Annotated in this window: 22 protein-coding genes; 6 read left to right on the forward strand and 16 right to left on the reverse strand. The window is 61.1% G+C overall.

The window, feature by feature from the left end; all coding sequences use genetic code 11:
- Window positions 1-266 precede the first annotated feature (266 nt).
- Window positions 267-1,277 carry a GntR family transcriptional regulator gene (locus HGP16_RS06490; protein WP_168839198.1) on the forward strand — a complete coding sequence of 337 codons (1,011 nt, stop codon included), beginning with the start codon at window positions 267-269 and terminating at the stop codon, window positions 1,275-1,277.
- Window positions 1,278-1,352: 75 nt separating this feature from the next.
- Here HGP16_RS06490 and HGP16_RS06495 read toward each other — a convergent pair whose 3' ends face one another.
- From HGP16_RS06495 to HGP16_RS06515, 5 genes are read right to left on the reverse strand one after another with little or no spacing between them, the layout of a single operon-like run.
- Window positions 1,353-2,324: a biotin-dependent carboxyltransferase family protein gene (locus HGP16_RS06495; protein ID WP_168839199.1), complete on the reverse strand. Its 972-nt coding sequence runs from the start codon at window positions 2,322-2,324 to the stop codon at window positions 1,353-1,355.
- Window positions 2,314-3,189: a 5-oxoprolinase subunit B family protein gene (locus HGP16_RS06500; protein ID WP_168839200.1), complete on the reverse strand. Its 876-nt coding sequence runs from the start codon at window positions 3,187-3,189 to the stop codon at window positions 2,314-2,316. The genes HGP16_RS06495 and HGP16_RS06500 overlap by 11 nt, the downstream gene beginning before the upstream one ends.
- Window positions 3,189-4,574 (reverse strand): acetyl-CoA carboxylase biotin carboxylase subunit, encoded by a 1,386-nt coding sequence (locus HGP16_RS06505; protein ID WP_168839201.1) that lies wholly within the window; start codon window positions 4,572-4,574, stop codon window positions 3,189-3,191. The genes HGP16_RS06500 and HGP16_RS06505 overlap by 1 nt, the downstream gene beginning before the upstream one ends.
- A complete protein-coding gene (locus HGP16_RS06510) occupies window positions 4,571-4,813 on the reverse strand; it encodes an acetyl-CoA carboxylase (RefSeq protein WP_168839202.1) in 243 nt (80 codons plus the stop codon). The genes HGP16_RS06505 and HGP16_RS06510 overlap by 4 nt, the downstream gene beginning before the upstream one ends.
- Window positions 4,800-5,606, reverse strand: a complete 807-nt coding sequence (locus HGP16_RS06515; RefSeq protein ID WP_168839203.1) for a 5-oxoprolinase subunit PxpA — start codon at window positions 5,604-5,606, stop codon at window positions 4,800-4,802. The genes HGP16_RS06510 and HGP16_RS06515 overlap by 14 nt, the downstream gene beginning before the upstream one ends.
- Before the next feature lie 256 nt (window positions 5,607-5,862).
- Between HGP16_RS06515 and HGP16_RS06520 the strand changes: the two genes are divergently transcribed.
- Window positions 5,863-6,771 carry a LysR family transcriptional regulator gene (locus tag HGP16_RS06520; protein WP_168839204.1) on the forward strand — a complete coding sequence of 303 codons (909 nt, stop codon included), beginning with the start codon at window positions 5,863-5,865 and terminating at the stop codon, window positions 6,769-6,771.
- Between the two features lie 100 nt (window positions 6,772-6,871).
- On the opposite strand, the gene HGP16_RS06525 is transcribed toward HGP16_RS06520, so the two are convergent.
- From HGP16_RS06525 to HGP16_RS06570, 10 genes are all read right to left on the reverse strand, one after another.
- Window positions 6,872-8,605 (reverse strand): pilus assembly protein TadG-related protein, encoded by a 1,734-nt coding sequence (locus HGP16_RS06525; RefSeq protein ID WP_168839205.1) that lies wholly within the window; start codon window positions 8,603-8,605, stop codon window positions 6,872-6,874.
- Window positions 8,605-9,027: a TadE/TadG family type IV pilus assembly protein gene (locus HGP16_RS06530; RefSeq protein ID WP_168839206.1), complete on the reverse strand. Its 423-nt coding sequence runs from the start codon at window positions 9,025-9,027 to the stop codon at window positions 8,605-8,607. The genes HGP16_RS06525 and HGP16_RS06530 overlap by 1 nt, the downstream gene beginning before the upstream one ends.
- Before the next feature lie 316 nt (window positions 9,028-9,343).
- Window positions 9,344-9,553, reverse strand: a complete 210-nt coding sequence (locus HGP16_RS06535) for a hypothetical protein (RefSeq protein WP_112344522.1) — start codon at window positions 9,551-9,553, stop codon at window positions 9,344-9,346.
- Between the two features lie 73 nt (window positions 9,554-9,626).
- The gene (locus tag HGP16_RS06540) at window positions 9,627-10,427 is read right to left on the reverse strand and encodes an ABC transporter permease (RefSeq protein WP_168839207.1); all 801 of its coding nucleotides are present in this window, start codon (window positions 10,425-10,427) and stop codon (window positions 9,627-9,629) included.
- Entirely contained in the window at window positions 10,424-11,278 is an 855-nt protein-coding gene (locus HGP16_RS06545; RefSeq protein WP_168839208.1) for an ABC transporter permease, read from the reverse strand. The genes HGP16_RS06540 and HGP16_RS06545 overlap by 4 nt, the downstream gene beginning before the upstream one ends.
- 92 nt (window positions 11,279-11,370) lie before the next feature.
- Window positions 11,371-12,543, reverse strand: coding sequence for a PotD/PotF family extracellular solute-binding protein (locus HGP16_RS06550; RefSeq protein WP_168839209.1), 1,173 nt, complete (start codon window positions 12,541-12,543; stop codon window positions 11,371-11,373).
- Between the two features lie 48 nt (window positions 12,544-12,591).
- Window positions 12,592-13,689 carry an ABC transporter ATP-binding protein gene (locus HGP16_RS06555; protein WP_168839210.1) on the reverse strand — a complete coding sequence of 366 codons (1,098 nt, stop codon included), beginning with the start codon at window positions 13,687-13,689 and terminating at the stop codon, window positions 12,592-12,594.
- Window position 13,690: 1 nt separating this feature from the next.
- Window positions 13,691-15,754: a hydantoinase/oxoprolinase family protein gene (locus tag HGP16_RS06560; protein ID WP_168839211.1), complete on the reverse strand. Its 2,064-nt coding sequence runs from the start codon at window positions 15,752-15,754 to the stop codon at window positions 13,691-13,693.
- The gene (locus HGP16_RS06565; RefSeq protein ID WP_168839212.1) at window positions 15,751-17,445 is read right to left on the reverse strand and encodes a hydantoinase B/oxoprolinase family protein; all 1,695 of its coding nucleotides are present in this window, start codon (window positions 17,443-17,445) and stop codon (window positions 15,751-15,753) included. The genes HGP16_RS06560 and HGP16_RS06565 overlap by 4 nt, the downstream gene beginning before the upstream one ends.
- Before the next feature lie 98 nt (window positions 17,446-17,543).
- Window positions 17,544-20,210 (reverse strand): LuxR C-terminal-related transcriptional regulator, encoded by a 2,667-nt coding sequence (locus HGP16_RS06570; protein WP_168839213.1) that lies wholly within the window; start codon window positions 20,208-20,210, stop codon window positions 17,544-17,546.
- Between the two features lie 378 nt (window positions 20,211-20,588).
- Between HGP16_RS06570 and HGP16_RS06575 the strand changes: the two genes are divergently transcribed.
- On the forward strand, window positions 20,589-21,878 hold the full coding sequence (locus HGP16_RS06575; protein WP_168839637.1) for a DUF882 domain-containing protein: 1,290 nt from the start codon (window positions 20,589-20,591) through the stop codon (window positions 21,876-21,878).
- Window positions 21,879-21,908: 30 nt separating this feature from the next.
- Here HGP16_RS06575 and HGP16_RS06580 read toward each other — a convergent pair whose 3' ends face one another.
- The gene (locus HGP16_RS06580; RefSeq protein WP_168839214.1) at window positions 21,909-22,544 is read right to left on the reverse strand and encodes a CerR family C-terminal domain-containing protein; all 636 of its coding nucleotides are present in this window, start codon (window positions 22,542-22,544) and stop codon (window positions 21,909-21,911) included.
- Window positions 22,545-22,742: 198 nt separating this feature from the next.
- Here HGP16_RS06580 and HGP16_RS06585 point away from each other — a divergent pair, with 198 nt between their 5' ends.
- Genes HGP16_RS06585 through HGP16_RS06595 form a run of 3 tightly spaced genes read left to right on the forward strand, consistent with a single transcriptional unit; the run spans window position 22,743 to window position 26,674 of the window.
- On the forward strand, window positions 22,743-23,753 hold the full coding sequence (locus HGP16_RS06585; protein ID WP_168839215.1) for an efflux RND transporter periplasmic adaptor subunit: 1,011 nt from the start codon (window positions 22,743-22,745) through the stop codon (window positions 23,751-23,753).
- A gap of 12 nt (window positions 23,754-23,765) precedes the next feature.
- Window positions 23,766-25,526 (forward strand): ATP-binding cassette domain-containing protein, encoded by a 1,761-nt coding sequence (locus HGP16_RS06590; RefSeq protein WP_168839216.1) that lies wholly within the window; start codon window positions 23,766-23,768, stop codon window positions 25,524-25,526.
- On the forward strand, window positions 25,523-26,674 hold the full coding sequence (locus HGP16_RS06595; protein WP_168839217.1) for an ABC transporter permease: 1,152 nt from the start codon (window positions 25,523-25,525) through the stop codon (window positions 26,672-26,674). Before HGP16_RS06590 ends, HGP16_RS06595 begins: the two co-directional genes overlap by 4 nt.
- The last annotated feature ends 1 nt before the right edge of the window (window position 26,675 follow it).

Genomic DNA, 26,675 nt, shown 5'->3' on the forward strand with positions numbered 1-26,675 from the left:
AGAGGGTTGGCGTGATTTCAACTCATGTGCAAATTTGACGACAGAAACCTTACCACAAGCGCACCTTCGCGGCACTCACGTTCGAAAAGCATTCCACAAAAATACGTCTCGCGGCTCTACTCGCTCGCGCACATCGCCGTAACGACCATCAAAATCGCAGATAGAAAATATATTTTGTATTCAATAATCATTTATTTTTGCGCTATGTTGGTGCGACAAAACGCGTAAGAGTGAGGCATCGGAACGACGTGAGTCCTTTGGATCAGATGACCGAAAACCGTGCGCGCCCCAATGCGCAAAAGCGCTACGAGATCGCCGAGGATGTTCTGCGCGGCAACATCGAAGACAGCACGCTGCCGCCGGGCGTGGTGCTGCTCGAAGGTCCGATCGCGGATATCCTGCAGATTTCGCGCGCCCCGGTGCAGAGGGCGCTGCTGACGCTGGAAAGCGAAGGGCTGGTGCATCGCTTCAACGGGCGCGGCTACCTCGTCGGGCCTGCCGGACACGGCATCGAGCCGAACCGCATCGACATCAAGACGCTTGGGCTGACTATACCACGCCATGCGGACGAGGCTTTGCAGAGCCGCTCCTCCTGGGAGCGCATCTACAATACCGTCGAGGCGGATGTCGCCGGCTGTGTCGTCTTCGGCCAGTACCGTATCATCGAGATCGAGCTTGCCGACCACTTCAATGTCAGCCGCACCGTCGTGCGCGATGTGTTGACCCGCCTGCGCGAACGCGGGCTTGTGCGCAAGAACCAGTCGTCCCACTGGATTGCCGGCCCGCTGACGGCGCAGATGATCAAGGATCATTACGGCCTGCGCGGAATGCTGGAACCGCAGGCGCTGGTTGCCGGAGCAAGCCGGGTTGACCGCGAACGGTTGAACGACCTGTTTCTGCGCCTTACCAATCTCGAGCGGCACGAACCGGCCGATCACCTCGCGGCCCTGGAATCCATCCAGGCGGATTTCATCGAGATCTGCATCCTTGCGACGCCGAACGAGCGGCTGAAGGAATCCATCCGCAACAACCTGCTGCCGGTGACGGCGACGGAACGATTGCTGCGGCGCCTCGGCCTGCCCGGCGATCCCGCCATCATCACAGAGCTCCGCCTGATCGCGGAGCTGCTGCTGCGGGGTGCGGTCAAGGCGGCGGCGGCGATGATGGAGAACCATCTCGAAGCCTCCGTCGACCGAACGATCGCGCAAATGAAGATCGTCGCGATCATCCCCGGTCCCGGCGTGACGGCCGCCTACCTGACCCGCGTTCTCGAGTGAGATCCAGGCGGTTTTCGCCGTATGCCATCTCTTCCGGAAGCGAGAGAGCGAGAAGGCGACCATCCGTTTGGCCCTTTACGCCAGAGCCGCACGGAGGCGCGCAAGCAAGGCCTGCCGGTCCGCGCGCGCCGCCAGCGCCTGATCCATGCTAACCTCCACGAACTGCGTCGGCGTATGCGGCTGCAATTGCGCGATCAGATCCATGTCGGCCGAGATCACTGTTCCCAGCATGAAGTAACCGCCGCCGGAGACGGCGTCGCGATGCAGGATAATCGGCTCGGTCCCACCCGGCACCTGGATCGAACCATAGGGATAGCAGCTGTCGACGATATTGGAGGGGTCCGAGCCCGCGCCGAAAGGCTGCTTGCGCTCGACGAATTCGAGCTTTCGGCCGCCGCGGAAGCGATACCCCATGCGATCGGCCTCCCGCGCTACTTTCCACTGGTCGGCAAAGAAATTGCTCTTCGTCTCCTCGGTCAACCGATCCCAATAGAGCCCTGGCAAGACCCTGAGCTCCGCCGGCGTGCCGGGCTTGCGGCGAAGCTCTTCGGCAACGGATCGGCCCACGCTATTCAGGGAGCCGGAACCGACGGGAAGTTCGTCCCCGGCGGCGATCGGTCTGCCGTTGAAACCGCCGAGCGCACCGATCGCATAGGTCGACCGGCTGCCGAGCGCTTGCGGAACATCGATGCCCCCCGACACGGCGATGCAGATCCGCGCCCCGGATTTCAGGAAGTCGAAGCTTGCGGTCTGCCCCGCCTTGACCTTGAGGGCCGTCCAGCCCGGCTGCAGCTCACCGTCGATCCTGACGGACATGTCGGCGCCGGCAACCGCAATCAGCGCATCATCGAGAAATTCGAGCTTCGGCCCCATGAAGACGGCCTCGAGCCCGGCGGCCGCCTCATCATTGCCGACAAGAAGATTTGCCGCCCGCATGGCATAGCGATCCATGGCGCCGCCAACCGGAATGCCGAGATGGAAATAGCCGGGTCGTCCGAGGTCCTGAATTGTGGTCGAAAGGCCGTGATGAAGAACCTTAATGGCCATATAGCGCGCCCTCCAGCCTGGTGTTGTAACCGTCAATATCGGCCTGGTATTGCCTAAGATCGAATTTGACCTCGCGGATCGGCGGAGCAAAGCGTCCCTTGTCGACATCCTCGACCGCCTGGTCGTAGCCGTCGCGATCGATAGGCCGGAATTTCACGATGTCGCCGGGACGGAAGAACACCATGAAATCACGGAGATAGCTCGTCGTTTGCGTGGGGTCGAAGATCGGCATCGGCGTGATGCCGAACATCTGATAGCCGCCCGCCCCGCGCACCGAATAGATGCATCCGAAGCAGCCGCCGTGTCCCACAGTCAGCCGCGGCGTATCGGTTCGCGGGCGCAGATATTTCGGCACCTCGATCTGCCGTTGCCGCTCCACCATCTGATACATGAACGGCAGTCCGGCGACGAAGCCGACCATGGAGACGAACCATGGCGATCCGGCATGGGCCGATATGAAATCCTTCACCGCCCCGTAGCCGTTGATCCTGGCGGCATAATCGAGATCGGTGCCCGACGGCTCCTGATGCCGTTCGCGGAAGCGCATCAGCGTCTCATGGGTCCACGGGTCGTTGTAGAAGACCGGGATTTCGACGATACGGGTCGTAATGACGGGCTCTGCCCTTTCAGCCGCTCCCTCGATTGCCCTGACCTCGCGCAGGAGATCGTCCGGCTTGATCAGATCCGGATTGAACTTGATCTGGAAGGAAGCATTGGCGGGGCAGATTTCGGTGACGCCCCTGATGGCGCTCTCACGCACGCCCTTAGCCATCGACAGGCTCTTGAAGAAGGCTTCGAGGGACATCTCGTCGCTGCATTCGACAAAGAGATGCTCGTCACCTCCAAACGTAAAGCGAGCGGGCATCAGGCAACCTCCACTGATATGCCGTCAACCGCCGCAAAATCGGTCTCCAGCCAGGATTCGAGAAAACGCGTATGGAATGCGCCCTTTCGCACCGACGGGTCCCGGACGAGCGCCAGATGCAGGGGGATCGTCGTCGGCAATCCCTCGATCGTCAGATTGGAAAGGGCGCTGGCCAGCCTGTCGAGACAGGTGTTGCGATCCTCGGCCCAGACGATCAGCTTGCCTAGCAGGGAGTCATAGAAGGGCGGTACGGTGTAACCGGCACAAAGCATCGTATCGAAACGGATGCCGTCGCCTTCCGGAATGGACAGTCTCGTCACGGTGCCTGGCGCCGGCAGAAAGCCCTTGACCGGGTCCTCGGCATTGATCCGGCACTCAATGGCATGACCACGTACCCGAATATCGGACTGCGACAGCGACAGGGGAGCGCCACCCGCGACCTTGAACATCTCCTGCACCAGATCGATGCCGGTAATCATCTCGGTGACCGGATGTTCGACCTGGATGCGGGTATTCACCTCGATGAAATAGAACCGCCTGTTATCCTCATCGTAAAGATATTCGACCGTGCCCGCGCCGCGATAACCGACCTCGGCGGCAAGTGCCACGGCGCTGGCGCAGAGGCGCTGCCTGACGTCATCGGGCAGCAGGAAGGCTTGCGCTTCCTCCCACACCTTCTGGCGGCGGCGCTGCAAAGAGCATTCACGCTCGAAGCAATGCACGAAATTCTGTCCGTCACCAAAGATCTGCACCTCGATATGTCGGGCGCGGGTAATGACCTTCTCCATGTAAAGGCCGCCATCTCCAAAAGCGGCGGTCGCCTCCGCCGAGGCGAGCGGAAATTGCTCCCTAAGCTCGGCCAGCGACTGAACGATGCGAATGCCACGTCCACCGCCGCCCGCTGCTGCCTTGATCATGACAGGAAAACCAGTGCGCTCCGCGATCACCTCGGCAGCTCCGATATCGGCCACGCGGCCATCGCTTCCAGGCACCGTCGGTACGCCAGCGCGTGCCGCAATCGCCCGCGCCGCCACCTTGTCGCCCAGCAATCGGATAGCCTTGCCACTCGGTCCGATGAAGATCATGCCCGCGGCCTCGACGGCATCGGCAAAATCGCCATTTTCAGACAGAAACCCATATCCCGGATGAACCGCATCCACGCCGGCCGAACGCGCCGCCGAGACGATGGCTTCAATATTCAGGTAGGATTTCTTCGGAGCCGGCGAGCCGATATTGATCGCCTCATCGGCCAGTTTCACCGCAAGCATCTCGGAATCCGCCGCGCTATGGACCTGCACCGTGCGAATGCCAAGCGCCTTGGCAGCCTTTATGATCCTGACGGCGATCTCGCCGCGATTGGCAACCAGAACCGAACGGATGGTCATGGCTCCACCTCCGCGATGATCTGGCCGGCCATGACGGGCTCTTCATTGTCGACGAGGAAGGTGATGTTCTTGCCGTCGAGCCCGGCCGGGATCTGCTGGAAGGTCTTCATGACCTCGATGAGGCCGATCGTATCACTTGCGGCGACGGCATCGCCATCAGCCTTGAAGGGCGGCGTGTCCGGAGAGGAGGCCCTGTAGAAGGTTCCCGGAAGGGGTGATCTGATCTCAAGCTTGCTCATGGGACCTCCGCGCTGCGTCGCTGTTCAAAATCTGCGAAACGGGTGCAATTTTTATGCCCTCGGCAACCAGGGCCTCGCGCATATGGCGCACGATATCGAGCGCACCCAAAGTATCGGAATGAAAACAGATGGAATCGAAGGCGATCGGAATATCGGCGCCATTGACGGTGCGCACGACACCGTCCGTGCAGGCCCTGATCACCTTGCGCGCAATTGCCTTGGGATCGGGACGACCCGCATCCCTGGTAAAGACGATCCAGCCCGTATCGCCATAGTCGCGATCGGCGTAGAATTCGCGGACGACAGGCTGGCCGGCCTCCTCAGCGGCAAGGCAGGTCGCCGAGCCGTCCATGCAGAAGACAAACATGTTCGGCGCCGCCGTGCGCATATATTGAATGAATATCTGCGAAAGATCCGTGTTCGCTGCGAGTTCCATATAGAGGGCGCCGTGCGGCTTCACGTGCTGGACGGGCACGCCATGACGTCTGGCGAACTCCCGCAGCGCACCGACCTGATAGATCAGATCGTTGACGATCTCGCGGCTGGTGCCATTGATCTTGCGCCGCCCGAAGCCCTGGAGATCGTTGTAGCCGGGATGAGCCCCGACGCCGACCCCGTGAGCCGCCGCCATCCGCACGGTCTCATCCATCAGATTGGGATCGCCGGCGTGAAAGCCGGTGGCGATATTGGCCGAACTGACGAGCGAAATGAGCTCTTCGTCTTGCGCATCGCCGATCCGCCATCGGCCGAAGGCCTCCCCCATGTCGCAGTTGATGTCGACAGCTTCCTTCATGCATTCCCTCAGATATGTGCGCTCAATCAGGAGCGATATGAAGACGCTAGAGAGAAAGGCGTCGTTTGAAAAATACAATTTTCAAAGCATCATTATCTGATAAATTGATATTAGCGCTCAAAATGGCGTCACTAATTATATATAATTATCAATAAGATAGATATCATGCGCAAAGTTAAGTCAAAAACTCGCTCGTTTTAGATCCGCAAAATCTGATTCCATGGAGCAGTTTTCAGATAAACAGATGGGAGGCATCATGAGCCTGAGCCTGCGGCAGCTTCGCTATTTCGTTGCAACGGCCGAATACGGGCAGATCTCGCAGGCGGCCGTCAACCTGTCGATCTCACAATCCGCCGTCACCGCGGCGATCAAGGATCTCGAATTGACGGTCGGCGTATCGCTGTTCAATCGCACGCCTCAAGGGATGGAACTGACCACGGCCGGCCGGCAATTCCTGTCTCACGCCTATGAAATTCTGGCCAAGGTCGACGAGGCGACCCATCTCAATCTCGTCAGCAGCGATATCGAGGGAGAGCTTGTCGTCGCCGCGACCTATACCGTCATCGGCTATTTCCTGCCGCTTCACATCGAGCGTATCCGCCGCCTTTATCCGAAGCTGAAAATCCAGCTCTACGAGGTCAATCGCGAATCGATCGAGGAAGGCCTGCTCAGCAATCGCTACGACATTTCGGTGCTGCTGACCTCGAACATCCTCAATCCGATGCTGGCGACCGAAACGCTTTTGAGCTCGGTCAGACGCCTCTGGCTTCCAGCGGGTCACGACCTGCAGCGCCGCGACGGCATCGGCCTGCGCGAGATCGCCGAAGAGCCCTACATCATGCTGACGGTCGATGAGGCAGCCCATTCCTCCTTGCGATACTGGAGCCGAAGCTCCTATCAGCCGAAGGTTCTCTTGAGGACCAGTTCGATTGAGGCCGTCAGATCGATGGTGGCGAACGGCCTCGGCGTCGCCATCCTCTCGGATATGGTCCACCGTCCCTGGTCGCTCGAGGGGCGGCGCATCGAGACCGCGAACATCCAGGATCCGGTTCCGCCCATGGATGTCGGACTGGCCTGGCGCGCCAACGTCGAATTCAGCCCGCCGATGGTTGCCTTCCGCCGTTATTTCCAACAGGCCTACAGCCTGCCGGGTACCAATTCCTGATCATAGTGCGCTTTGGCGGCATTGGCCGGCTAGGGCTGACGCATTTCCATGCTTCTGCCGACAGAAGGCGGTCCAGCCCATAAATCGACTGCGCCGGCCGTTATTGGACGAGCACGGGCTGCATGCAGCGCGCATCCGTCACCCTTATGTCGGCCTGACCGACACCGACGCCAAGAACCCCGAGCAGATTGTAGAGGAGCTGGTCGACAGGAGCAGTGACGCCGGACAGCGTATCTGCGACGGCTCCAAGCACCGCGCTCGGCGTACCAAGGGTCAGGATGAGCACCTGAATGCTGATGTTGGCATTTTTCATGAGTGATTGGACGGCCGAGGTTAGGATAGTACTGGTTGAAACAGTCTTGACGGTGCCAGCGGAAATTTCCGAGGGCTGAAAGGTCACGCGTGTCGGGCTCATGTTGGCAATGTCGACCTGCGCGCTTGCGATTACCTTCAGAAGCAGGGAATCGATGATCGTCGCCTTAGTCACCCGTGGCTTGGAACCGAAATTCACGAAGGCCGAGGTATCGACGTCTCCAAGCGCGATCTCCGCAACGCCAGGCACGGCGTCGATCCCGACGACGGCGTTCGGCATACTGCCGCCAACGCAGCTTATCGAGGCAAGCTTGGCCTCGGCCGGAGCAATTTCGATATAGAGCGGCACCCTGATCTTCAATCCCGCAATCAGGGACAGGCCGGTGACTGAAACTTCGATTGCCGCACGGACCTGCGGCGTGCGGACGATGGTGCCCGGCGCGCCCACGGCAGCAGCCGGTGTTTGTTGCGCGATCTCTCCGATCGCCAGCGTCATCTTCGCCGTTGCAAGACCAGGCACCGTGGCCCCGAGATCGAGAGCAATCTGCTTTTGCTGGTTGGCCGCCATTGCGGTTGCGGAGATCAGGTCCATCACGCTGATCGTGGAGGTCAGGTTGGGCGCGGTTCCGACGACATCCGTGCCCAGAGGGCCGAGATTCACAATATCCTGCAGCTTGACGGTCAGCTTCGTGGTCCCGAGCGTCTTGCCCAGATTGTTGATGATGGTGACGACCGTTGGTGAAAGATTGGACGATTTGCCGAGCGCGCCGAGGATCTTGTCATAGGTGACATCGGTCGCCAGAAGCTGATTGTAGCTTACCCCCGTCAGCTTGAGATCCGTCGCCAACAGATTGAGGAAACTCAGGAGGTTTACGTTCGCACTGATGAGCGACTGATAGTCGACGAGATTGAGAGAGACCTGCGTTCCGAGAAGAGAGCCCAGGAGCTGGTTTAAAATGCCGCCATTGAGGCTCGCCAGCCGGGACCCGACGGAAAACGCCGCCAGGCGCTCGCTGGAGGCGGTACCCGTGGCGCTCAAGGTCGGCGGGTCGGCAAAAGCGGAGGCAAAGGGCATCACGGCCTTCTGCGTGAGCGTGACCCTTACGGAATCGGAGGGGGACGTCCCCGAGGTAAAGCGGTTTTCAGGTGCTACGGACGTGTCCGCCTTGTAGGACCCTAGAGCCATATTGCCCAAGGTCTCATATTGGCCTGAAGTAGCTGCCGCCGCGGTGATCTGCCCGTTGGTGGTCATATAGCTGCTGCCTGACGCCACCGCCGCCGTCGTGCCGTTGCCCTGAAGATTGGTCAGGAGCGCGCTCTGGGCATTTGCAATATCGGCGGCAGCCGTGATCGCGCTAATATCGCTCAGCTGCTGCAAGCGCCGCTGCTGCAGCGTCATCATGCCGTAATCGATACCGAGGCCAAGACAATAGAGGATCAAGGGGGAGACAAGCGCGGTCGTCACTGCGACGTTTCCCCGCCTGTCCGCTAAGGAGGCGATCCGTTCGAAAGGCCCCTTCATCAAAGGCCTCCCAGCCGGATGGTCGAATAGCGACGGATAGTGGAATCCGGCATCGCAAAAGTATAGAGGTTCCAGATCGGAAGATCGGATGCGTCGTAGGCGGCGCTCACGGTGAACTGGTTGGCATTGGCCGGGTCTGTCGCGACGGTAACCGTCAACTTGTCCTTGTTGATGAAGGCGTCGTTGACCGTCGAGCGGGTGACGAAGTCCTGAACGAGCTGGCTTCGCTCGGTGGCCGACAATCCTGCGATCGCGGTGCGTGCCGCATCGGCGGTCAGCTGCTGCAGGGAATGGGCTGCAGTGAGATAGATGCCGAAGGCAACCAATGTGAGAAGCAGTAGGAAAAAAAGCGGCGCGATTAAAGCGAATTCGACCGCTGCTGCTCCATCCCTGCCCCTGCCGAAATGAGAAACACGATACATGGTCCTGTCTCCTTCAATCGGCCGTCATCTATGCGATGACGGTCCAGGAGACCTTAGACTTTGGGTATTAATTTTATATTTCTAAATAAGATATTTTCTAATATTATTACATTTTAAAGATACGGGATACTTGATAAAATTCTCATTACTTTCTTTATAGTCGCCACAAGCCGTTCGCGAAGAATAGAGCCACCGCCATATCGCAGTTCCACAATGCTGGTCGCGTCATCCGCCGCAATTGCGATGACGGATGGACGTCATTTCTGCCGGCCTGATCGCGTCGCGAGGCCGGCGCTCCGACCGGTAAGGCGACGATCTACTTTTTCTTCGGTGCCAGTTCCCATCCGCCTTGCAAGTTTCTTACAAAGCGGCGGTTTCCTTTATAATAGGTGACGGCACCTGTGCGATCCACCTTGATCGACGTCGGCAGCGATTGCGTGACCGCCTTCAATCGCTCGACCATGTCAAACGCTTCCTGTCTTTTTCCAGCGCGGATCAGCGCCATCAGCTTGGACTCTTGTTTCATCCTCTATACTCCCGTTCATGGAGGATCAGGGGGCGGCGGAGTGTGTCGTCCGTCAGTTGCTTTTTCATATCGATCAACCCGCTCGGCGTTGCATGAGCAGCGAACGCAGTGCCACGACCACCACGCAAACGCTGGAGACAAGAAAGATTGCGCCGGACATGGCGTAAATCGTCGGCGAAGCGCCGGCATTCATCTTGCCGAACAGCACCACGGGCAACGTGTTTTGGCGACCGGCCAGATAGAAGGCGCGCGTAAACTCGTTGAGGGACAGCAGGAACGAAAAGATGAAGGCGCTGACGAGACCCGGGCGGATCAGCGGCAGGGTAATATCCAGGAATTGCCTGAAGCGGCTCGCACCAAGATCGTCCGCCGCCATCAGATAGGTCCGTTTGACGGCGGCAAAGCTTGTCAGGATGACGATGAAGGCAAACGGCATCGCCCACAGCAAATGGCCGGCAATGACAGTCAGGGCCGAAGCCTTGACGCCGGCGCGGCTGATAACGGTCGACAGCGCCAGTCCCTGGATGACCCCCGGCACGAACATCGGCAGCAGCACCGTCAGGAACCACAGGCTGCGGCCGCGGTGCAGCTCACGATATGCAAGTGCCGCGCCGAGCGACAGCAAGGTCGCGATAACAGCCGTTGCAAGCGCTATCATGATCGATTGGCCGAGCGCGGCAATGAGGGCACTTTCCGCCCCGAGCGCGAGATACCATTTCAGCGTAATGTCGGAAAAATGCGGCAAGCCCGGCTGCAGCGCCGGATTGAACGAGACGCCGAGCAGATAGAGCGGCGGCGCATAAATCACGGCCAGCCCGATAACGGTCAGCGTCCAGATGACGATACGCGGCGTCGTTCCCTCGCTGACGATCATTGGCCACGCTCCTCGAACAGCGAGGAGAGGCCGAATATGGCGTCTCCGATCAGCACCAGTCCGAAGACGATGACGAGCATGAGCGTCGAGATCGCAAAGGCGAGCGGGAAATTGGCGACGCGCATGACGTCGTTGATCATCACGGACACGATCGATGCACCGGCACCGCCGAGCATCTGCACCTCGGTCGACGAGCCTGCGACCATGACAAAGACGAACAGGAACCCGGCGAAAACGCCGGAATAGGTCAGCGGCAGCAGCACGGTGCGCGCCATCGTCCAGAAGCCGGCGCCGAGATCGCGCGATGCCGCCAGCGCGATCGGATCGACACGGCGCATCGAGAGCAGCACGGGGAAGGTGGCGAAGGGCAGATAGGAGGCGACAAGCCCGACGATGACGGCAAAATCGCTGAACAGCAGCCAGTCGAGCGGCGCGTCGATAATGCCGGCCTGTTGAAGCAGTGTATTGATGACGCCGGTGCGGCCAAGCAGCAGCCGCCAGGAAAAGGAGCGAATGAGATAGGACGTGAAAAATGGGATGGTAAGGAGAGCCGCGAGCAGAACCGATAACCTGCGCCCGGCCAGGAAATACATCGCGTAGGCGGTGGGATAGGCAATGACGAGGCAAATGCTGGCGGTCAGAAACGCCTTGCCGAGGGTCGACAGAAATACGCTCCAGCGACCCGCCTCCAGCACAGCGCTATAGGCGGCGACGCTGAACTCCGGCTTGATCCAATAGGTCGCCGAGTCCCAGGCGCAGAAGCTCCAGACCACCACCAAGACGAGCGGCGCAAGGCCGAGCGCAAGGATCGCCGCAAGCGGAGCAGCCAGCAATAGAACTGATGTCTTCATAGTCTAGTTCCGCTTCTGTCGGCGTTGATCCCGTCGGATCGGGGCCGGCCTGTCCTTGGACAGATGAGCCAGCCCCGGTCCATGGCGTTACGTCAGGCGTTGCGCAGCTTCTGCCACCACTCCTCGTAGAGTTGGAAATTGTCCGGGCGGCAATTCTGCCAGTAGACCTTTCCGGAGAACTTGGCCTTCACATGGTCGGCAAGCTTGGCGACGTCGTCGGCCTTGTATTCGTCGGGATGGGCCTTGGCATAGGCGAGATTGTTGTCGGTCGGCACGAGATAGCCGCGCGCCTTGCCCAGTTCGCAGCCATAGAGGCCGGCAAGCAATGCATCGACGAATTTGTGGGCGGCCCCCGCCTTGCCGCGCTCGGCGGCACCCTTGAGCAGCACCGTATTGTTGCCCCAGCCCTCGTAGCCTTCGACGGGAGCGGCATATTCCACCTGAAGCCCGCGTTTGCGGCCTTCATAGACGATCGGTTCCCAGCCGGTCATGGCGTCGACTTCTTCGTTCGCGACCAGCTGAACGCCCTGCTCCCAACCGTTCCAGAAGGTCCGGAACTGCCCGTCCTTCTTGTGCTTGATCAGGAATTCCATGACGAGGCCGAGCTCGGATTCGGTCAGGTTGCCCGGCTCCTTGATCGGCTTGTTTTCGGCTTCCTTGAGATAGATGGCGGTGAAGATAGCGCTGTTGATCCAGGCGTCCTCCATCGCGACACGGCCCTTGAGCTTCGGATCGAAGATGACGCCGTAGCTGTCGACCTTGCCGAGCTTGTCGGGGCGGTAGATGATGGAGTCGGCGTTGACGACGGTCGGGATGCCGTATTGCTTGCCTTCATGGGTCAAGGTCGGGATATCCTTGGCCCATTGCCAGATGCCGGCGAAATTCGGGATCTTGGAAACGTCCCAGGGCGCGATCAGCCCCTGCTTGGCAAGCTCCTTTTCGGCGCCGCCCTGAAAGCCGCCGACATCGAAAAGATCGTTGGCATTGCCGGCGGCAAGGCGTGCAACGACCGGGCCGACATCGTTGCCGTTGTCGGTGAATTCGGGTGAAACGCCGTTCTGGCGCGCAAATTCCTGCCATTTGTCGCCGATATCGAGCGTTGCCGTAGCCCAGAACGCCACCGTCGCGTCATCGGCCATGGCCCGCGTCGCTGCCAATCCACCAAAGGAGAGCGCGGCGGCACCCGCGCCCATCAGTTTGAGCATGTCACGGCGCTGCATGTTGCTCCTCAAGGCGGAGGAGGCGAAATCTCTATCTTTGTTCATCGTATCATTCCCTTCCCTCATTTTTCGCTTGTTTCAGCTATTCGGGTTCTACTCATCGCCTCCAGCCAGGGCCGGTATTCCGGAACGATCAATCAGGAGTGCAGCACCCGGCTTCAAACGCACGCGCACGCTTTCGCCCGGCAACGGTGGGGTCGCGTCCGCGCCGGTCGTCAACACCACGCGCTGGCTGTCGGCGAAAGCGAGCGTAACGTCATGGCTGAGTCCACGATAGATGCTTTCGACAACCTTAAGTTCAATTGTTTCGGCCGCTATCGCGGCAGTCAGGACAAGCTCAATCCGGTCGGGGCGGATTGCGACCAGGGCATCGGGCGGCGGCGTAGCTCCGGAAAAAGTCGCGCTCACCCGCTGGCCGGCGATCGTAGCAACGGCCTTTTCGCCGGAAATCGCAATGCTTTCAGGCTTAAGAAGCGTATCGATCCCGACAAAGCGCGCAACGAAGGCATTGGCCGGCGCCTCGAAGAAGCGGGATGGCATATCGGTTTGCTCGATGCGTCCCTTGTGCATGACTGCCATGCGATCGGAAAGGCTGAGCGCCTCGTCCTGATTGTGGGTAACGAGAATGAAAGTCGCGCCGGTACGCTTGTGGAGCCGCCCGAATTCGTCGCGCATCTGCTGGCGCAGCCGCTCGTCAAGTCCGGTCAAAGGTTCATCGAGCAGGAGGATGCCCGGCTCCATGACAAGCGCGCGGGCAAGCGCCACGCGCTGGCGCTGGCCACCCGAAAGAAGATCGACGTCGCGATCCGCAAAGCCGGAAAGCTCGACGAGGTCCAAAGCATTCTCGACCTTGGCCTTCAGCCCGGCACCGGTGAGCCCGCGCAACTTCAGCCCGTAGCCGACATTCTGCGCGACATTCATATGCGGAAAAAGCCCGAGCGACTGGAAAACCGTATTGACCGGCCGGCGATTGGCCGGAACGCCGGCCATATCCTTCCCGTCGAAAAGCACGCGGCCCGAAGTGGGCTTGTCGAAACCGCCTATCAGCTTCAAAAGCGAACTCTTGCCGCAGCCGGACGAGCCGAGCAGCGTAAAGAACTCCCCTGCCCGGATGTCGAGCGTCACGTCGTCGACGGCGCGCATCGGCCCGAAACTTCTGACGATATGGTCGAGACTGATCGCAATCGCCATATCAGACGCTTCTCCCATCGCTTTCGCGGATGAGCAGTAGCCCCTCCCTGCTCACTTCAAGATCCTGCCCGGCAACCACCAGCGACGTCGCGGTCGCCTCCTCGACGAGAAGCGGGCCGGAGATCTTCTGGGAAGCGGGCAGTTTCGTGCGTTCGTAGACGGGGCAGGACACCCAACCGACCGCGCCGCCGAAATAGACCTTGCGATGTCCCTTGAGGGCCGCGTCCAGCGAACGGCCGACAGGATCGAGCTTCGGGATGGCGATGACCGGACCGTGAAGCACCGCCTCCAGATGGATCATGGTGATCTCGACCGGCGAACCGGGCAGGCGGAAAGTATAGGCCCGCTCATGCGCTGCATGGAAACGTTCGGCAAAGCTTTCGGCGTCGTCGTCCATTTCAAACAGGGCGAAGACGCCGTGCTCCTGGCCGCGATACCGAGCCTCGACGCGGCAGACGTAGCGTATCTCGGCCGCGTCGCCCTTGGAGAAATACTTGACCGCATCCCGTTTCAGTTCGTCGAACCGGCGCTTGAGATTGCTGACGGCCTCCGAGGCGAGAGGCGCAAACCAGGTGCTGCGGAAATCGGCGCGCGGCTCGGCTGCCAGCATTCCCCAGGCCGAAAAGATGCCGGGATGCGGCGGCACTACCGTCACCTTCACCCCAAGATCGCGCCCGAGGCCGGCGGCAAGCGCAGGACCGGCACCGCCGGAAATGACGAAAGCGGCGTCGCGCGGATCGTGCCCGCGCTGAACCGTCACGAGCTTCAGCGCATTGATCATCGACGCATGGGCGATCTCGACGATGGCACGAGCCGCATCCTCGACCGACAGCCCCATCGGCTTGGCAACCGTCGCGATCGCGGCGGCCGCCTTGGATTTATCGAGCTGCATCTGCCCGCCGGCAAAGCTCGCCGGGTCGAAAATGCCGAGTGTCAGCAAGGCGTCGGAAAGGGTCGGTTTGTCCCCGCCTCTGCCATAGCAGGCAGGACCCGGCGTCGAGCCGGCGCTTTCCGGTCCGACGCAGAGCGCGCCGCGCTCGTCGATGCGGGCGATGGAGCCGCCGCCGGCGCCGATCTCGATGATGTCGACCACCGGCACCTGCACCGGATAGCCGGGCGCGATACGGGTATGCTCGAGCTTGTATTCACTGTCGAGCGTCGGCCGGCTGTCGTGAATCAGGGAGCATTTCGCCGTCGTGCCGCCGACATCGAGCGACAGCACTTCCGATTCAGCCATTACGGCACCAATGCGCGCCGCACCCGCAACGCCACCGGCCGGACCGGATTCGACCAGCGTCAGCGGGCTCATCTGCGCCTGATCGAAAGTGGAGATGCCGCCATTGGACTGCATCGCATAATAGGGGCAGGTGAGGTCGCGTTCCATCAGCGCGCTTTCGAGCCGGGCGAAATACCGCTTGATGATCGGCTGCACATAGGCGTTGAGCACGGCCGTGTTGGAGCGCTCATATTCCCGCCATTGACGCGACACCTCGTGACTGGCGCAAACAGTCACATCCGGCAGCGCCTCGGCAATCGCCTTCGCGCAGGCGATTTCGTGCTCGGGATTGACGTAGCTGTGGAGGAAGATCACGGCCACCGCCTCGACATTGCGGGCGCGGCACTCGCGGATGATCGCCTCGATATCGCCAAGCTCGATGGGCGTCAGCACCCGGCCCTTGGCATCCATACGCTCGCGCACCTCGAAGCGCAGGCTGCGTGGCACGAAGGCTTCCGGGCTTTTGAACTGGAGATTATAGAGATCGGGGCGGTTGCCGCGGCCGATTTCCAATACGTCACGAAAACCGGCGGTGGTCACCAGCGCCGTCCTGACGCCCTTGCGCTCGGTGATCGCGTTGATGACGGTCGTTCCGCCATGGGCGAAGAAGATCACGTCGCGCGTCGAAAGCCCGTCCTTCTTCTCGGCAAGTTCGATTGCCGCAAGAACGCCTTCCGATTGATCGTGAACGGTCGTCAGGCTCTTGGCGGTGAAGATCTCGCCCGTGCGTTCATCATAACCGACGAGGTCGGTAAACGTACCGCCTACATCCGTCGCCAGTCTGATCATCCCGCCATCCTCTCTACATATCCGTACTGGCTGCGTGCCTCCTCGCTGGTGATGTAGCCGTTCTCGACGTCGCGGCGGACATGCTCCGGCTCGCGGGCGTGCGGCTCGCCCCAGCCGCCTCCGCCGCCGGTGATGATGCGCAAGAGATCGCCGCGGTGCAGCTCGATATGCGGTTCGCGGCCGAAATTATGGACCTCGCCACCATCCTCTTCCACCTGCAGAAGATTGATGCTGCCGGGCTTGCCGCCCTCGATGCCCCAGGGCGGCGTGTCCGTGCGCCCGAAGCTGCAATAGGCCGACGCGCCGTCTCCAAGAATCTCATAATCGCGGATGACGCCGAAACCACCGCGACGGCGCCCGGCGCCCGATCCCCCCTCGACGTTGAGCGCATAGCGGCGCACGAGCAACGGAAAGCGCGCTTCGATGACCTCAACGGAATAATTGTAGGTATCGCCATCGGTCAGGGCGATCAGCGCATTGGCACCGTCGCCGTCCTTGCTCGCCCCCCAGCCGCCGTGTTGCGGCTCGATATGGATGAACGGCTGCCCCATCGCATCCTTGCCGGCGATATAGACGACGCAGAGGCTCGTATAGGAACCGGCGGAGAAGCGCTCGGGCATCAGCTTGGCGAGCGCCTTCCAGACGAGTTCGGAGGCATGCACCGAGCCTTCGTAATACCAGCCCGTCGGAGAAGGCTTCTCCGCGGTGAAAACCGAGCCTTTCGGCGCGATGACGGTGAGCGGCCGGAACCAGCCCTCGTTGGAAGGCGCCTCCGGCGCCACCAGCGCCTTGAAGATGGTGCGGACGGCCGACTGCAGCGCACCCGCGGCGCAATTGATCGGCCCCGCGACCGCAGGCGGGCAGCCAGTGAAATCCGCCGTTAGGCGATCACCGGCGATCGTGACCGCCACCTTGACCTTGATGGGGTCGGTGGTGACACCGTCGCCATCGACAATGTCAGTCGCTTCATAGATCCCGTCGGGCAACGCGGCGATGGCGGCGCGCGCCTGCTTCTCGCTCACGGTCAGGAGGTGATCGAAGGCGGCCCTTACGACGTCGGCCCCGTATTTACGGGCCAATTCGGCCATGCGGCGGGCGGCAACGCGAACGGTCGCCACCTGTGCGGTAAGATCGCCGATCGCGACGTCAGGCAAACGGACATTCTCGCGGATGATGCGCAGCACTTCTCCAGAGAAGCGATCACTGCGCACCACTTTCACGCCCGGCAACCGCAACCCTTCCTGAAAGACGGACGTGGCATTGGGCGCAAGGGAGCCAGGAACCGAGCCGCCGACATCGAGATAATGGGCAACATTGATGGCATAGGCCAGAATCCGTCCTTCGAAGAAGATCGGCTTGACGATGGCAAAATCGCAGGCATGCGTGCCGCCGGAATAAGGATCGTTCGTCAGCAGAATGTCGCCGTCTTCCAGATCGTCGCCATAGAGCGCGATCAATGACTTGACTTGTGTCCCAAAGGTGCCGGTGAACAGCGTGATGCCGTTCATCTGCGCCACGAGCTCGCCTTCAGGCGTCAGGAGACCGCAGGCAAAATCAAGCACCTCATAGATGACCGGGCTCATCGAGGTTCTGGCCATGACCACGCCCATCTCATCGACTGTGGCCGCCAGCTTGCCCTCGATAATCTCCTGCGTCACCGGATCGACGACGATCACGAATCTACCCCGCATTATAATATTCGCACGCGTGCAGATTAGGTGTTTTTTCGCCCATCGAAAGCCTTCCCGATGGGTGGGCGCATATGCCGAAACCTACCCGTTCGGGTGGGCTACTGATTGAGCATACCCTTTTGACGCGCTGCCGTGACGGCCGCCGTCCGCGTCGAGACGTTGAGCTTGGCGAAGATATTGCGCAGATGGAATTTGATCGTGTTGTCGGAAAGCGCCAGCATTCGGCCGATTTCCTTGTTGGAAAGCCCCGAGCTCAGCAACTCCAGCACCATGCGTTCACGGCCGGTGAAGGCGGATCCGCCGTCGGCGATGGTCGGCTCCTGCGCCGTCTCGGCCACCACGAGCAGAGACTGAAGACGTTTGCGGGTCACGTTTGCCACCGTCGGGTGATCGGCAAGCGCGCGAAGCTCTCCAAGTCCGGCCGCATGGTCGAGATGCAGCAAGGCCCGGTAATCGTCGAGCGGCATCGTCAGCACGAGATCGGAAAGGCGGTCGGCGGCGAGATCGGCACGGTCCTCGGCGACCAGAATCCCTATCTCGATGAGAGCAAGCTCGATCGCGCGTGGGACATGCAGGCGCTGGGACTGGCGCGTTCTGAACTGGTCGAAGACCTCGCGCGCCTTGGAAACTTCGCCGAGCGCCAGATAAGCGCGCGTCCAGAAAATTGCCGGCGTCGCCCCGCGCAGATGGATGGAAAGTAAATTGGCGCGATCAGCAATGATGGCCTGCATGCCGAACCCATTGGCCTCGGCGTGCCGGATCGCCTGGTCAAGATCACCCGATGCCATGAGAAGCATGGCGCGCTCGCCGTCGATCAGGCGGGTGAGCCGATCGAAGCCGCGCCGCCGCGCCGCCGCGCGAATGCGATCCATGGCGGCGTGGGCTGCCAGGAAATCCTCACGCATGCGCAAGACCCGTTGTTCGGCCATGAAGCCGGCGGCGAGAAGATCAAACCAGGTATCGTGGCGTTCGAGATGCGGCAGCGCCCATCCGAGCATGTCGGCTGCGGCATCCACCTCGCCCCGCATCGACAAAACTTCCGCTTTCAGCACCTGGCCGACCGCGTCGAGATCGCTTCCGGGTCCGATATTGGCCTGAGCTTCGCAGATCAACTCGTCGTAAGCGGCAAGCGCGCTCGCGCAATCGCCCGACAGAAAGAAGGCCTGGCCGATATGCGTGTAGAGGTGCATGGCACCGAAATCGGCACCGCCGTCGCGAAAAGCGCGAATGGCGAGATGACCGTAATGTAGCGCCCGGTCAAGCTCGCCGCGAATGAGGAAATTATAGGACAGCATGTTGAGCGCCAGTGCCCGATGGATAAGCTCCATGCCGTCCGGCTGCTGCAAATCGTCTTCCAATGCCGAAAGATCGGCCGTGCTCGCCCAATGATCCGTATAAAGCGCAAGGAGGATGCGCACGACGCGCAGATCTTTTGCGAGGATCGGGTCGCCGGCGGCGGCACGCTCGGCCGTGGCGAGGTAGTGATTGGCCGCGGCAAGCTGCGCCGCTTTGGCATGAAAAATCGAAAGCCCCAGCGTCGCGAGCGGAAAGCGGACCAGGTCGATCTCCGAGGCACGCCCACTCAAGGCCTGGAAAAGCGTGGCGCCGCCGCGCGTAGTGGCATAGACGCGCCGCCAGCCGCCAGCGGTTTCGACAATGCGCGCCGCAAGATTGGCATCGCCCGCCAAAAGCGCATGGTGGACCGCGCGGTCTATGTCGCCTCGGGCCTCGAACCAGTGTGCCGCGCGGTTCAGGGCACGGTTGGCATCGACACCCCTGCGGCTGGCGGTTCTTTTGAGAAACTCGTTGAAGACCGGATGGAACCGCATCCAGTTGCCCGGTCCGGCAAGCAACGTCACCGGAAGAGCGTACTCATTCAGCCGCTCGATCAACCCCGCGCGCCCACCACTTTCCAACACGGCATCGAGAAGCGGTTGATTGAAAGCCGGCAAGGCCGCAGTCTCAACCAGAAACAAGCGGATGTCCTCGGGCAGATGTTCAAATACCTGCTCCGAGAGATAGGCGCCCATATCCGCACCGCCGCCATCGAAGGAGGCGAGAATGGTGTCGCTTTCCTCGGATTCCGCGACCAGCAGGCTCACCATCTGCAACGCGACGGCCCAACCCTCCGTGCGGCGATTGAAAGAGCCGACCTGCTCTTCGGTCAGATGCGCGCCTTTACCCTCGAACAACTCCCGCGCTTCGGCGTCGGAAAAGCCGAGTTCGGCAACACCGAACTGCTTGAATTCGCCGCGCAGCCGCAGTGCCGACAGAGGAAAGCGCGGCGGACTGCGGCTGACCAGCACCAGTTTGACGTGCTCGAGCGAAAGATCGGCAAGGATCTTTGCCATCAGGGCTTCGGTGGCATCCGTCTGAGCGAAGTGATAGTCATCGAGGAAGATGACGAGCGGCTCTTCGATCTTGCGCAGACGCGTGCCAAGGACGGAAAGAAGCGCCGCGGCCGGCAGGTTGCCGGCGTCCGCACCGTCCTCGTTCAAAAGTGTCTGCAGGGCATCGATCAGGGCGAGCAGGAAAGCTTCCTGGCCCGTATGCTCGGCATCCAGCGACACCCAGCACAGCTTGACCCCGTCTTCCTTCAGCAGCTCGTACCACTGGACAGCGAGCGAAGTCTTGCCGTAGCCGGCGGGCGCGACAATGGTCGTTAGGCGTCGCAGCCCGGCGCGCCGGAGCTGCCGCAACAGGTCACTACGTCTGATGGTTTGCTGCCCGCTGGAGGGCGGAGCAAATCGATTCTGTCCACTCATGGGGCCGGATGATGCTGTCTTGGCAAGCAGTTTGCAACCCGCGCGAAAACGTTTGCAAAGCCGGTTGATCTCTATCGTTCAGAAGACTACGCCCACATGCAATAGTTGATTTTTCTCGCCATTGCAACGAAAAGCGCGAGATCTTCGAAGCGGGGATCGATTGAGACGAAAGCCGGCCGAAACCCTCTATCGACAAGCTTAAGAGAACAAAATTTTGACGTTTCCGCCTATAAACGGTCCGTTAGGGATTTATTGACCATAATTGGAGGCATAACGATGCCGCGGATGCGGCGCCTCTGAGTTCTGTTTCCATTAGCAAGGGCGAAAGTCGTATCCGTGCATCACGTGATCTTTTCCATCCCCGCGACAATTCTCGCCATGGCCTCCTCCTTCGTCGCCTGCCGCGTGGCGCTGATCGCGGTGCTGATGCTTGGTGCTTTTGCCGGCTCGGCTGCGGCCGAAGACCGGGCACTCAAGCTCTTCTTCACGCATACCGGGGAAAGGGCGACCATCACCTTCAAGCGCGGTGGCAAATATGATCCGAGGGGCCTTGCCCAGATCAACCGCTTTCTGCGCGACTGGCGAAAGAACGAGCCGACCCGGATCGATCCGGAACTGCTCGATCTCGTCTGGGAAGTCTATCAACGCAGCGGTGCCAGGGAAACCATACACGTCGTCTCCGCCTACCGCTCTCCCTCGACCAACGGTATGCTGCGCAACCGCTCGCGCAGCTCCGGCGTCGCAAAACACAGCCAGCACACGCTCGGCAAGGCGATGGATTTCTATATTCCCGGCGTCAAGCTCGCGAGCCTGCGCGCGATTGCCATGCAGATGCAGATCGGCGGCGTGGGCTTCTATCCCAACTCCGGCTCGCCCTTCGTGCATCTGGATGTCGGCAGGGTTCGCGCCTGGCCGAGAATGTCGCGCCAGGAACTGGCACGGCTTTTCCCGAATGGACGAACGCTGCATGTGCCGACGGATGGCAGACCGCTGCCGGGCTATGACGTAGCGGTCGCGCAATCCCGAAAGCGCCCGTCCCAGGTGAGCAGCAGGATCGCAGCCGTCGTGGACGAGGATGATGACGCCGGATCGTCGGCTGCCTCTCGTAGCGGTGCCCCCGACAGCAGCCTTATGACCAGCATGCTGCCGACGCCCAGGAGCCGAGCCGTGAACGGGCTGGAGGCTCAGCTTGGCAAGCGCGTGGCCGAAGAAAGCAAGGAGCAGCCCTTTGCCGATCTGGCCGCCTATGCCGTTCCACTGCCGGCATGGCGGCCGACCAGCAGTATTGTCGTCATCCCGACGGCCGCGCCTGAAAGACCAGCCCCTCCTGTTGTGCTGGCAAGTCTGGTGGTGGGACGCAACGACGCCGGAAAACTCGTAGTGTCAGACAACACGAAGAATACGACCGATAGCGCCATGGCAAAGATGCAGCCAATGGCGCAGTTGCCGAGCTCGGCCACGCAGGACGTATCGGCAGGCGTCGGGACCATGTCGACGGGGGCCATCGTCGCCTGGGCGCTGCAGCCGCCGGGCATGGCAGTCAACATGACGCTCCCGAGCCTCGTCGGCGCGCCAATACCGATGCATGAGGATATGACCGATATTCAGGACGGCGCCGCCTATGACGGTGACGACTTCGATGTCGAGCGGTTCGGCTTCGAAGGCTGAAGCAACCTTATAATGCGTAGTTTGTAAAGGTCAGTTCTCCCGATCCGGTGATCTCGCCGCCTGTTCCGATGCGGAAAGCGCGGCAAGTCCGCCAAGCGTAAAGCGAACCAGCCGGTCCGCCAGTTCCTCATCCTTAGTCGTATTCCGCCCAAGCGCCGGAATGATCTCCGAGACGCGTTTCTCGGCCACCAGAAGCATGAAACAGGGCGCCATCGTCGAAAGCGCAGCCTGAGCGACGAGCGGATGGTCCGGCGCGACGCCGATGATCTCGGCGATGACGCCAAACAGCAAAGCCTTCTTGGGCTCGATCTCCTGGCGGCGAAGCTTGTCGATATGAGGTGTGGGCGCGATCAGTTCGCGGACGATCACCTTGGCCGGCCATGAATCCTCATTCGCTGTCCTGACGACCCTGACCAGCAGACCGATAAACCGGCGCAGCTTCTCCTTCGGATCGATGTCCGCGGTTATCATGCGGGCAAGCACGTCGTAACTCATCAGGCGATGATGCGCCTCGGCGAGAACGTCTTCGTACAAAGCCTCGATACCGCCGAAGTGATAGTTCACCGCGGCCGCATTCGTCCCCGCGCGCAAGGCGATTTCCTTTGCGGTCGCGCGGTCGAAGCCGAATTCGGCGAAGACGGCGCCGCCGGCTTCGAGCAGACTCAAGCGCGTGGCCGCTCCGTCCTGCCGATCTCGTGATCGCGCGACTCGTCTTCTACTGCCTCTGGCCATTTCTCTGCCTTCCATTAATTCGAATATTAATTTGAAATTTGAATTTGACAAGTGTTATAATCTGCCCCGGATCGATCTCGGTCATCATTCGTTTCACTGGAGCCGACCGCTCGTTTGGAGTCCAACCAAAGCATGCAACGCGTCATCGTCATCCTGGTCCTTTTGATCGCCGGTGCGGGCGGTGCCTGGTGGTATCTCCATCGGGACGACGGCTCGAACGACCTCGTTCTCTATGGAAATATCGACTTTAGGCAACTCACCCTCGCCTTCAATGGCAGCGAACGTGTGGCCGAAGTCCTTGTCGAAGAGGGCGCGCAAGTCAAGAAAGGCCAGATCGTCGCCCGGCTGGACACGAGCCGGCTCGGACCGCAGGTCGCCCAGGCGGAAGCGCAGGCTGCCAGCCAACGCGCCAATCTCACCCGCCTCAAAAACGGCAGCCGCCCCGAGGAGATCGCCCAGTCCCGCGCCAATGTCGAATCCGCCAAGGCGGAGGCCGTCAATGCCCGCGCCCAGTTCGAACGTCAGAACGCGCTTGCTCCCAAGGCCGCGGTCAGCCAGCAGGCTCTGGACGAAGCCCGTTCGGCCGCCGCCGTCGCCGACGCCAAGCTCATCGCAAACCAGAAGGCGTTGGATCTGCTCATCGCCGGCTCGCGCATCGAGGATATCGAGGAGGCGGAAGCACAGCTGCATGCGGCGGAGGCCAACGTCGCGCTTCTCCACCAGCAGCTTGCCGACGCCGAATTGAGAGCACCCGTCGACGCGATCGTGCAATCGAGGCTGATCGAGCCCGGTGAAATGGCATCCCCCACACGAGCCGCCTTCTCGCTTGCGACCATCAGCCCGAAATGGGTACGCGCCTATGTTTCGGAAACACAGCTTGGAATGCTCCGTCCCGGCATGAAAGCCTCCGTCACCGTGGATTCGCTGCCGGGGCGGACGATCGGGGGGTGGATCGGTTTCATTTCCTCCGTTGCCGAGTTCACGCCGAAATCGGTGCAGACGGAGGAATTGCGCACAAGCCTCGTCTACGAGGTCAGGGTCTTTGTCGACGATCCGGACAACATGCTGCGGCTGGGCATGCCGGCAACCGTCCGGCCGCTTGCCGGCGAACAGGCGGTTCCGCCAACCGCGCAGCAGCAATAGAACGAGGATGCCATGAGCGCCGGCGATCTCTCGGTGATAGCAAAAAATATCCGCAAGACGTTTCGCCGGGACACCGGAGAAGCGGTGGAGGCGCTCGCCGATGTCTCGCTGGACGTGCGGAAAGGCGCGCTGACGGCGCTCGTCGGCCCGGATGGTGCCGGCAAGACAACGTTGCTGCGCCTGGCATGTGGCCTCGTCGCGCCGGATAGCGGCAGTTTGCAAGTGAACGGCTTTGATATCGCCACGGAGCCGCAGCATGTTCAGGACCGGATCGGCTATATGCCGCAGAAATTCGGCCTCTATGAAGATCTGAGCGTTCAGGAGAACCTCGATCTTTACGCCGATCTGCACGGCGTGACGCAATCGAAGCGCGACGAAACCTATCCGCGCCTCTTCGAGATGACGCAGCTCGGGCGCTTCAAGGAACGGCCGGCAGGAAAATTGTCGGGTGGTATGAAGCAGAAGCTCGGCCTTGCCTGCACGCTGGTGCGGGCGCCGGAACTGCTGCTGCTCGACGAGCCCACCGTCGGTGTCGACCCGCTGTCCCGGCGCGAACTCTGGGAAATCGTCTTCAAGCTCGTCAAGGAGGACGGGCTCTCGGTGATCGTCGCAACCTCCTACCTCGACGAGGCCGAGCGCTGCGAGCACGCCGTTCTCATGCACGCGGGAAAGATCCTCGATCAGGGACCGCCTGCCGACATAACTAGGAAGGCTGACGGCTGCTGCTTCATGGTTCCCACACCGGAAGACATGCCGGCAAGGTCCCTGCAGGCCCGTCTTTTCGCCCTGCCTGGTATCGTCGACGCCGTGCCGGAGGCCGGCCGGGTCAGGATCGTGCGCAAGGCGGATCAAAAGGACGCGCCGCTGCAAATGGACGATACCGAGCTCGACGCCGAAAGCGTGGCGCCGCGGTTCGAAGATGCCTTCATGATGCTGTTCGATGCCGTTGCCGGCGATGCCGAGCGCAAAACACAGATCAGCCAGCCATCGAACAATCACAATGGCGCCGAAACGGTTGTTGAGGTTCACGACCTCGTTCGCAAGTTCGGGGATTTCACCGCCGTCGATCATGTCAGCTTCAGCGTCCGCAAGGGCGAGGTCTATGGTTTGCTCGGCCCGAACGGAGCTGGAAAAAGCACGACATTCCGGATGCTTTGCGGTCTGCTTCCCGCAAGCGGCGGCACATTGATGGTCGCCGGCTCGGACCTGTTGAGAGCAGGCGCTAAAGCACGGCAGCGGCTGGGCTATGTCGCGCAGAAGTTTTCGCTCTACGGCCAGCTGAGTGTCGATGAGAATCTGGAATTCTTCGCAAGCGCCTATGGGCTGCGCCGCAAACACCGGAAAGACAGGATCGCCGCTTTGAAGAACCAGTTCGAGCTGGACCAGTTTTCAAAGCTGCCTAGCGGCCAGCTTCCCGGCGGCTTCAAGCAGCGGCTGGCGCTCGCCGCCGCCCTGTTGCATGAGCCGGATATTCTCTTCCTCGATGAAGCCACAAGTGGCGCCGATCCCCTGGCGCGACGGCAATTCTGGGGCCGGATCACCGCCCTGTCCGAGCAGGGCGTAACCGTCATCGTGACGACGCATTTCATGGAAGAGGCCGAATATTGCGACCGGATCATCATCCTGGATGCCGGCAAGAACCTGGCCGAGGGAACGCCGGTCGAAATCCGCGCCCATGCCGGGACACGCGGCGAAGCGGCGGCAACGATGGAGGAGGCCTTCATCGCGATCGTCGAGCAGGAACGTCATAAACAGGCGGAGAAAGCGGCATGAACGACCCCGTCGACAAACCCAGCAACGGATTGCGCGCAGCCCTGCGCCGCATCCGCGCGCTCATCCGCAAGGAGACCTGGCAGCTCCTGCGTGATCCGAGCAGCATCGCGATCGGCATCGTCATGCCGGTGGCACTGCTGATCCTGTTCGGATACGGCATCAATCTGGACGTCAACAACGTCCCCGTTGCGATCGTCATGGAAGAGAATTCGGTCGAGGCGCGCGGCCTCGCCTCGGCCTTCGAGCTCTCCAGCTATTTTTCGCCGAAGCCCGTCAAGACGATGGCCGAAGCCGAAAAGATGCTCCTGTCATCCGAGGCGCGAGCAATCCTGCGCATTCCCTCCGATTTCGCGCGCAAAATGGCCTCGGGCAATGGTGAGGTGCAGGTCGTCGTCAATGGCAGCGATGCCAACACCGCTCGCATCTCGCTGAGCTATGCCGAGGCGGCGGTCGGCGTCTGGGCCGCCAAGGAAGCGTCCCGCAAAGGCGCGACATCCGGCAGCGGCGTGACGATCCAGTCCCGGCTTTGGTTCAACGAAGCCAATGACAGCAGCTATTTCCTCGTCCCGGGCCTCCTCGTCCTCGTCATGACGTTGATCGGGGCGCTCCTGACCGCGCTCGTCATGGCGCGGGAATGGGAACGCGGGACTTTCGAGGCACTGTTCGTGACGCCGGTCCGCTCGAGCGAAATCCTGCTCGGCAAGACCGTCCCCTATTTTCTGCTGGGGCTTGCCGGGCTTGCGCTCTGCGTCGTCGGCAGCCGACTGCTCTTCGGCGTGCCGCTTCGAGGATCGCTGCTGATCCTCACGATCGTATCCATGCTCTATCTCCTGGTGGCGCTCGGCCTTGGCCTTGCCATCTCCTCCGTTACGAAGAGCCAGTTCATCGCAAGCCAGATTACCGTTCTCGCCACCTTCCTGCCGGCAATGATGCTCTCGGGCTTCATGTTCGATCCGCGGAGCATGCCCTGGGCGGTACAGATCATCACCTACATCTTTCCGGGCCGGTACTTCGTCACCCTGCTGCAAACCCTGTTTCTCGCCGGCAATATCTGGAGCGTCATCCTGCCCAATGCCGCCGTGCTGGCCGGCATGGCAACGGCGCTTCTGGCGCTTGCCGTGCGCATGACCCGCAAGAGGATCGCATAGC

It is taken from the genome of Rhizobium sp. P40RR-XXII (assembly GCF_012641405.1).
GTDB lineage: Bacteria > Pseudomonadota > Alphaproteobacteria > Rhizobiales > Rhizobiaceae > Rhizobium.

What these genes read in the sequence shown, in the direction of transcription:
- HGP16_RS06570 (WP_168839213.1), bottom strand. Translation starts at nt 20,210, where the DNA reads ATGAGTGGACAGAATCGATTTGCTCCGCCCTCCAGCGGGCAGCAAACC.
- HGP16_RS06565 (WP_168839212.1), bottom strand. Translation starts at nt 17,445, where the DNA reads ATGCGGGGTAGATTCGTGATCGTCGTCGATCCGGTGACGCAGGAGATT.
- HGP16_RS06510 (WP_168839202.1), bottom strand. Translation starts at nt 4,813, where the DNA reads ATGAGCAAGCTTGAGATCAGATCACCCCTTCCGGGAACCTTCTACAGG.
- HGP16_RS06555 (WP_168839210.1), bottom strand. Translation starts at nt 13,689, where the DNA reads ATGGCGATTGCGATCAGTCTCGACCATATCGTCAGAAGTTTCGGGCCG.
- HGP16_RS06530 (WP_168839206.1), bottom strand. Translation starts at nt 9,027, where the DNA reads ATGTATCGTGTTTCTCATTTCGGCAGGGGCAGGGATGGAGCAGCAGCG.
- HGP16_RS06505 (WP_168839201.1), bottom strand. Translation starts at nt 4,574, where the DNA reads ATGACCATCCGTTCGGTTCTGGTTGCCAATCGCGGCGAGATCGCCGTC.
- HGP16_RS06515 (WP_168839203.1), bottom strand. Translation starts at nt 5,606, where the DNA reads ATGAAGGAAGCTGTCGACATCAACTGCGACATGGGGGAGGCCTTCGGC.
- HGP16_RS06500 (WP_168839200.1), bottom strand. Translation starts at nt 3,189, where the DNA reads ATGCCCGCTCGCTTTACGTTTGGAGGTGACGAGCATCTCTTTGTCGAA.
- HGP16_RS06525 (WP_168839205.1), bottom strand. Translation starts at nt 8,605, where the DNA reads ATGAAGGGGCCTTTCGAACGGATCGCCTCCTTAGCGGACAGGCGGGGA.
- HGP16_RS06540 (WP_168839207.1), bottom strand. Translation starts at nt 10,427, where the DNA reads ATGATCGTCAGCGAGGGAACGACGCCGCGTATCGTCATCTGGACGCTG.
- HGP16_RS06520 (WP_168839204.1), top strand. Translation starts at nt 5,863, where the DNA reads ATGAGCCTGAGCCTGCGGCAGCTTCGCTATTTCGTTGCAACGGCCGAA.
- HGP16_RS06575 (WP_168839637.1), top strand. Translation starts at nt 20,589, where the DNA reads ATGGCCTCCTCCTTCGTCGCCTGCCGCGTGGCGCTGATCGCGGTGCTG.
- HGP16_RS06550 (WP_168839209.1), bottom strand. Translation starts at nt 12,543, where the DNA reads ATGAACAAAGATAGAGATTTCGCCTCCTCCGCCTTGAGGAGCAACATG.
- HGP16_RS06585 (WP_168839215.1), top strand. Translation starts at nt 22,743, where the DNA reads ATGCAACGCGTCATCGTCATCCTGGTCCTTTTGATCGCCGGTGCGGGC.
- HGP16_RS06490 (WP_168839198.1), top strand. Translation starts at nt 267, where the DNA reads ATGACCGAAAACCGTGCGCGCCCCAATGCGCAAAAGCGCTACGAGATC.
- HGP16_RS06535 (WP_112344522.1), bottom strand. Translation starts at nt 9,553, where the DNA reads ATGAAACAAGAGTCCAAGCTGATGGCGCTGATCCGCGCTGGAAAAAGA.
- HGP16_RS06560 (WP_168839211.1), bottom strand. Translation starts at nt 15,754, where the DNA reads ATGATCAGACTGGCGACGGATGTAGGCGGTACGTTTACCGACCTCGTC.
- HGP16_RS06595 (WP_168839217.1), top strand. Translation starts at nt 25,523, where the DNA reads ATGAACGACCCCGTCGACAAACCCAGCAACGGATTGCGCGCAGCCCTG.
- HGP16_RS06495 (WP_168839199.1), bottom strand. Translation starts at nt 2,324, where the DNA reads ATGGCCATTAAGGTTCTTCATCACGGCCTTTCGACCACAATTCAGGAC.
- HGP16_RS06590 (WP_168839216.1), top strand. Translation starts at nt 23,766, where the DNA reads ATGAGCGCCGGCGATCTCTCGGTGATAGCAAAAAATATCCGCAAGACG.
- HGP16_RS06545 (WP_168839208.1), bottom strand. Translation starts at nt 11,278, where the DNA reads ATGAAGACATCAGTTCTATTGCTGGCTGCTCCGCTTGCGGCGATCCTT.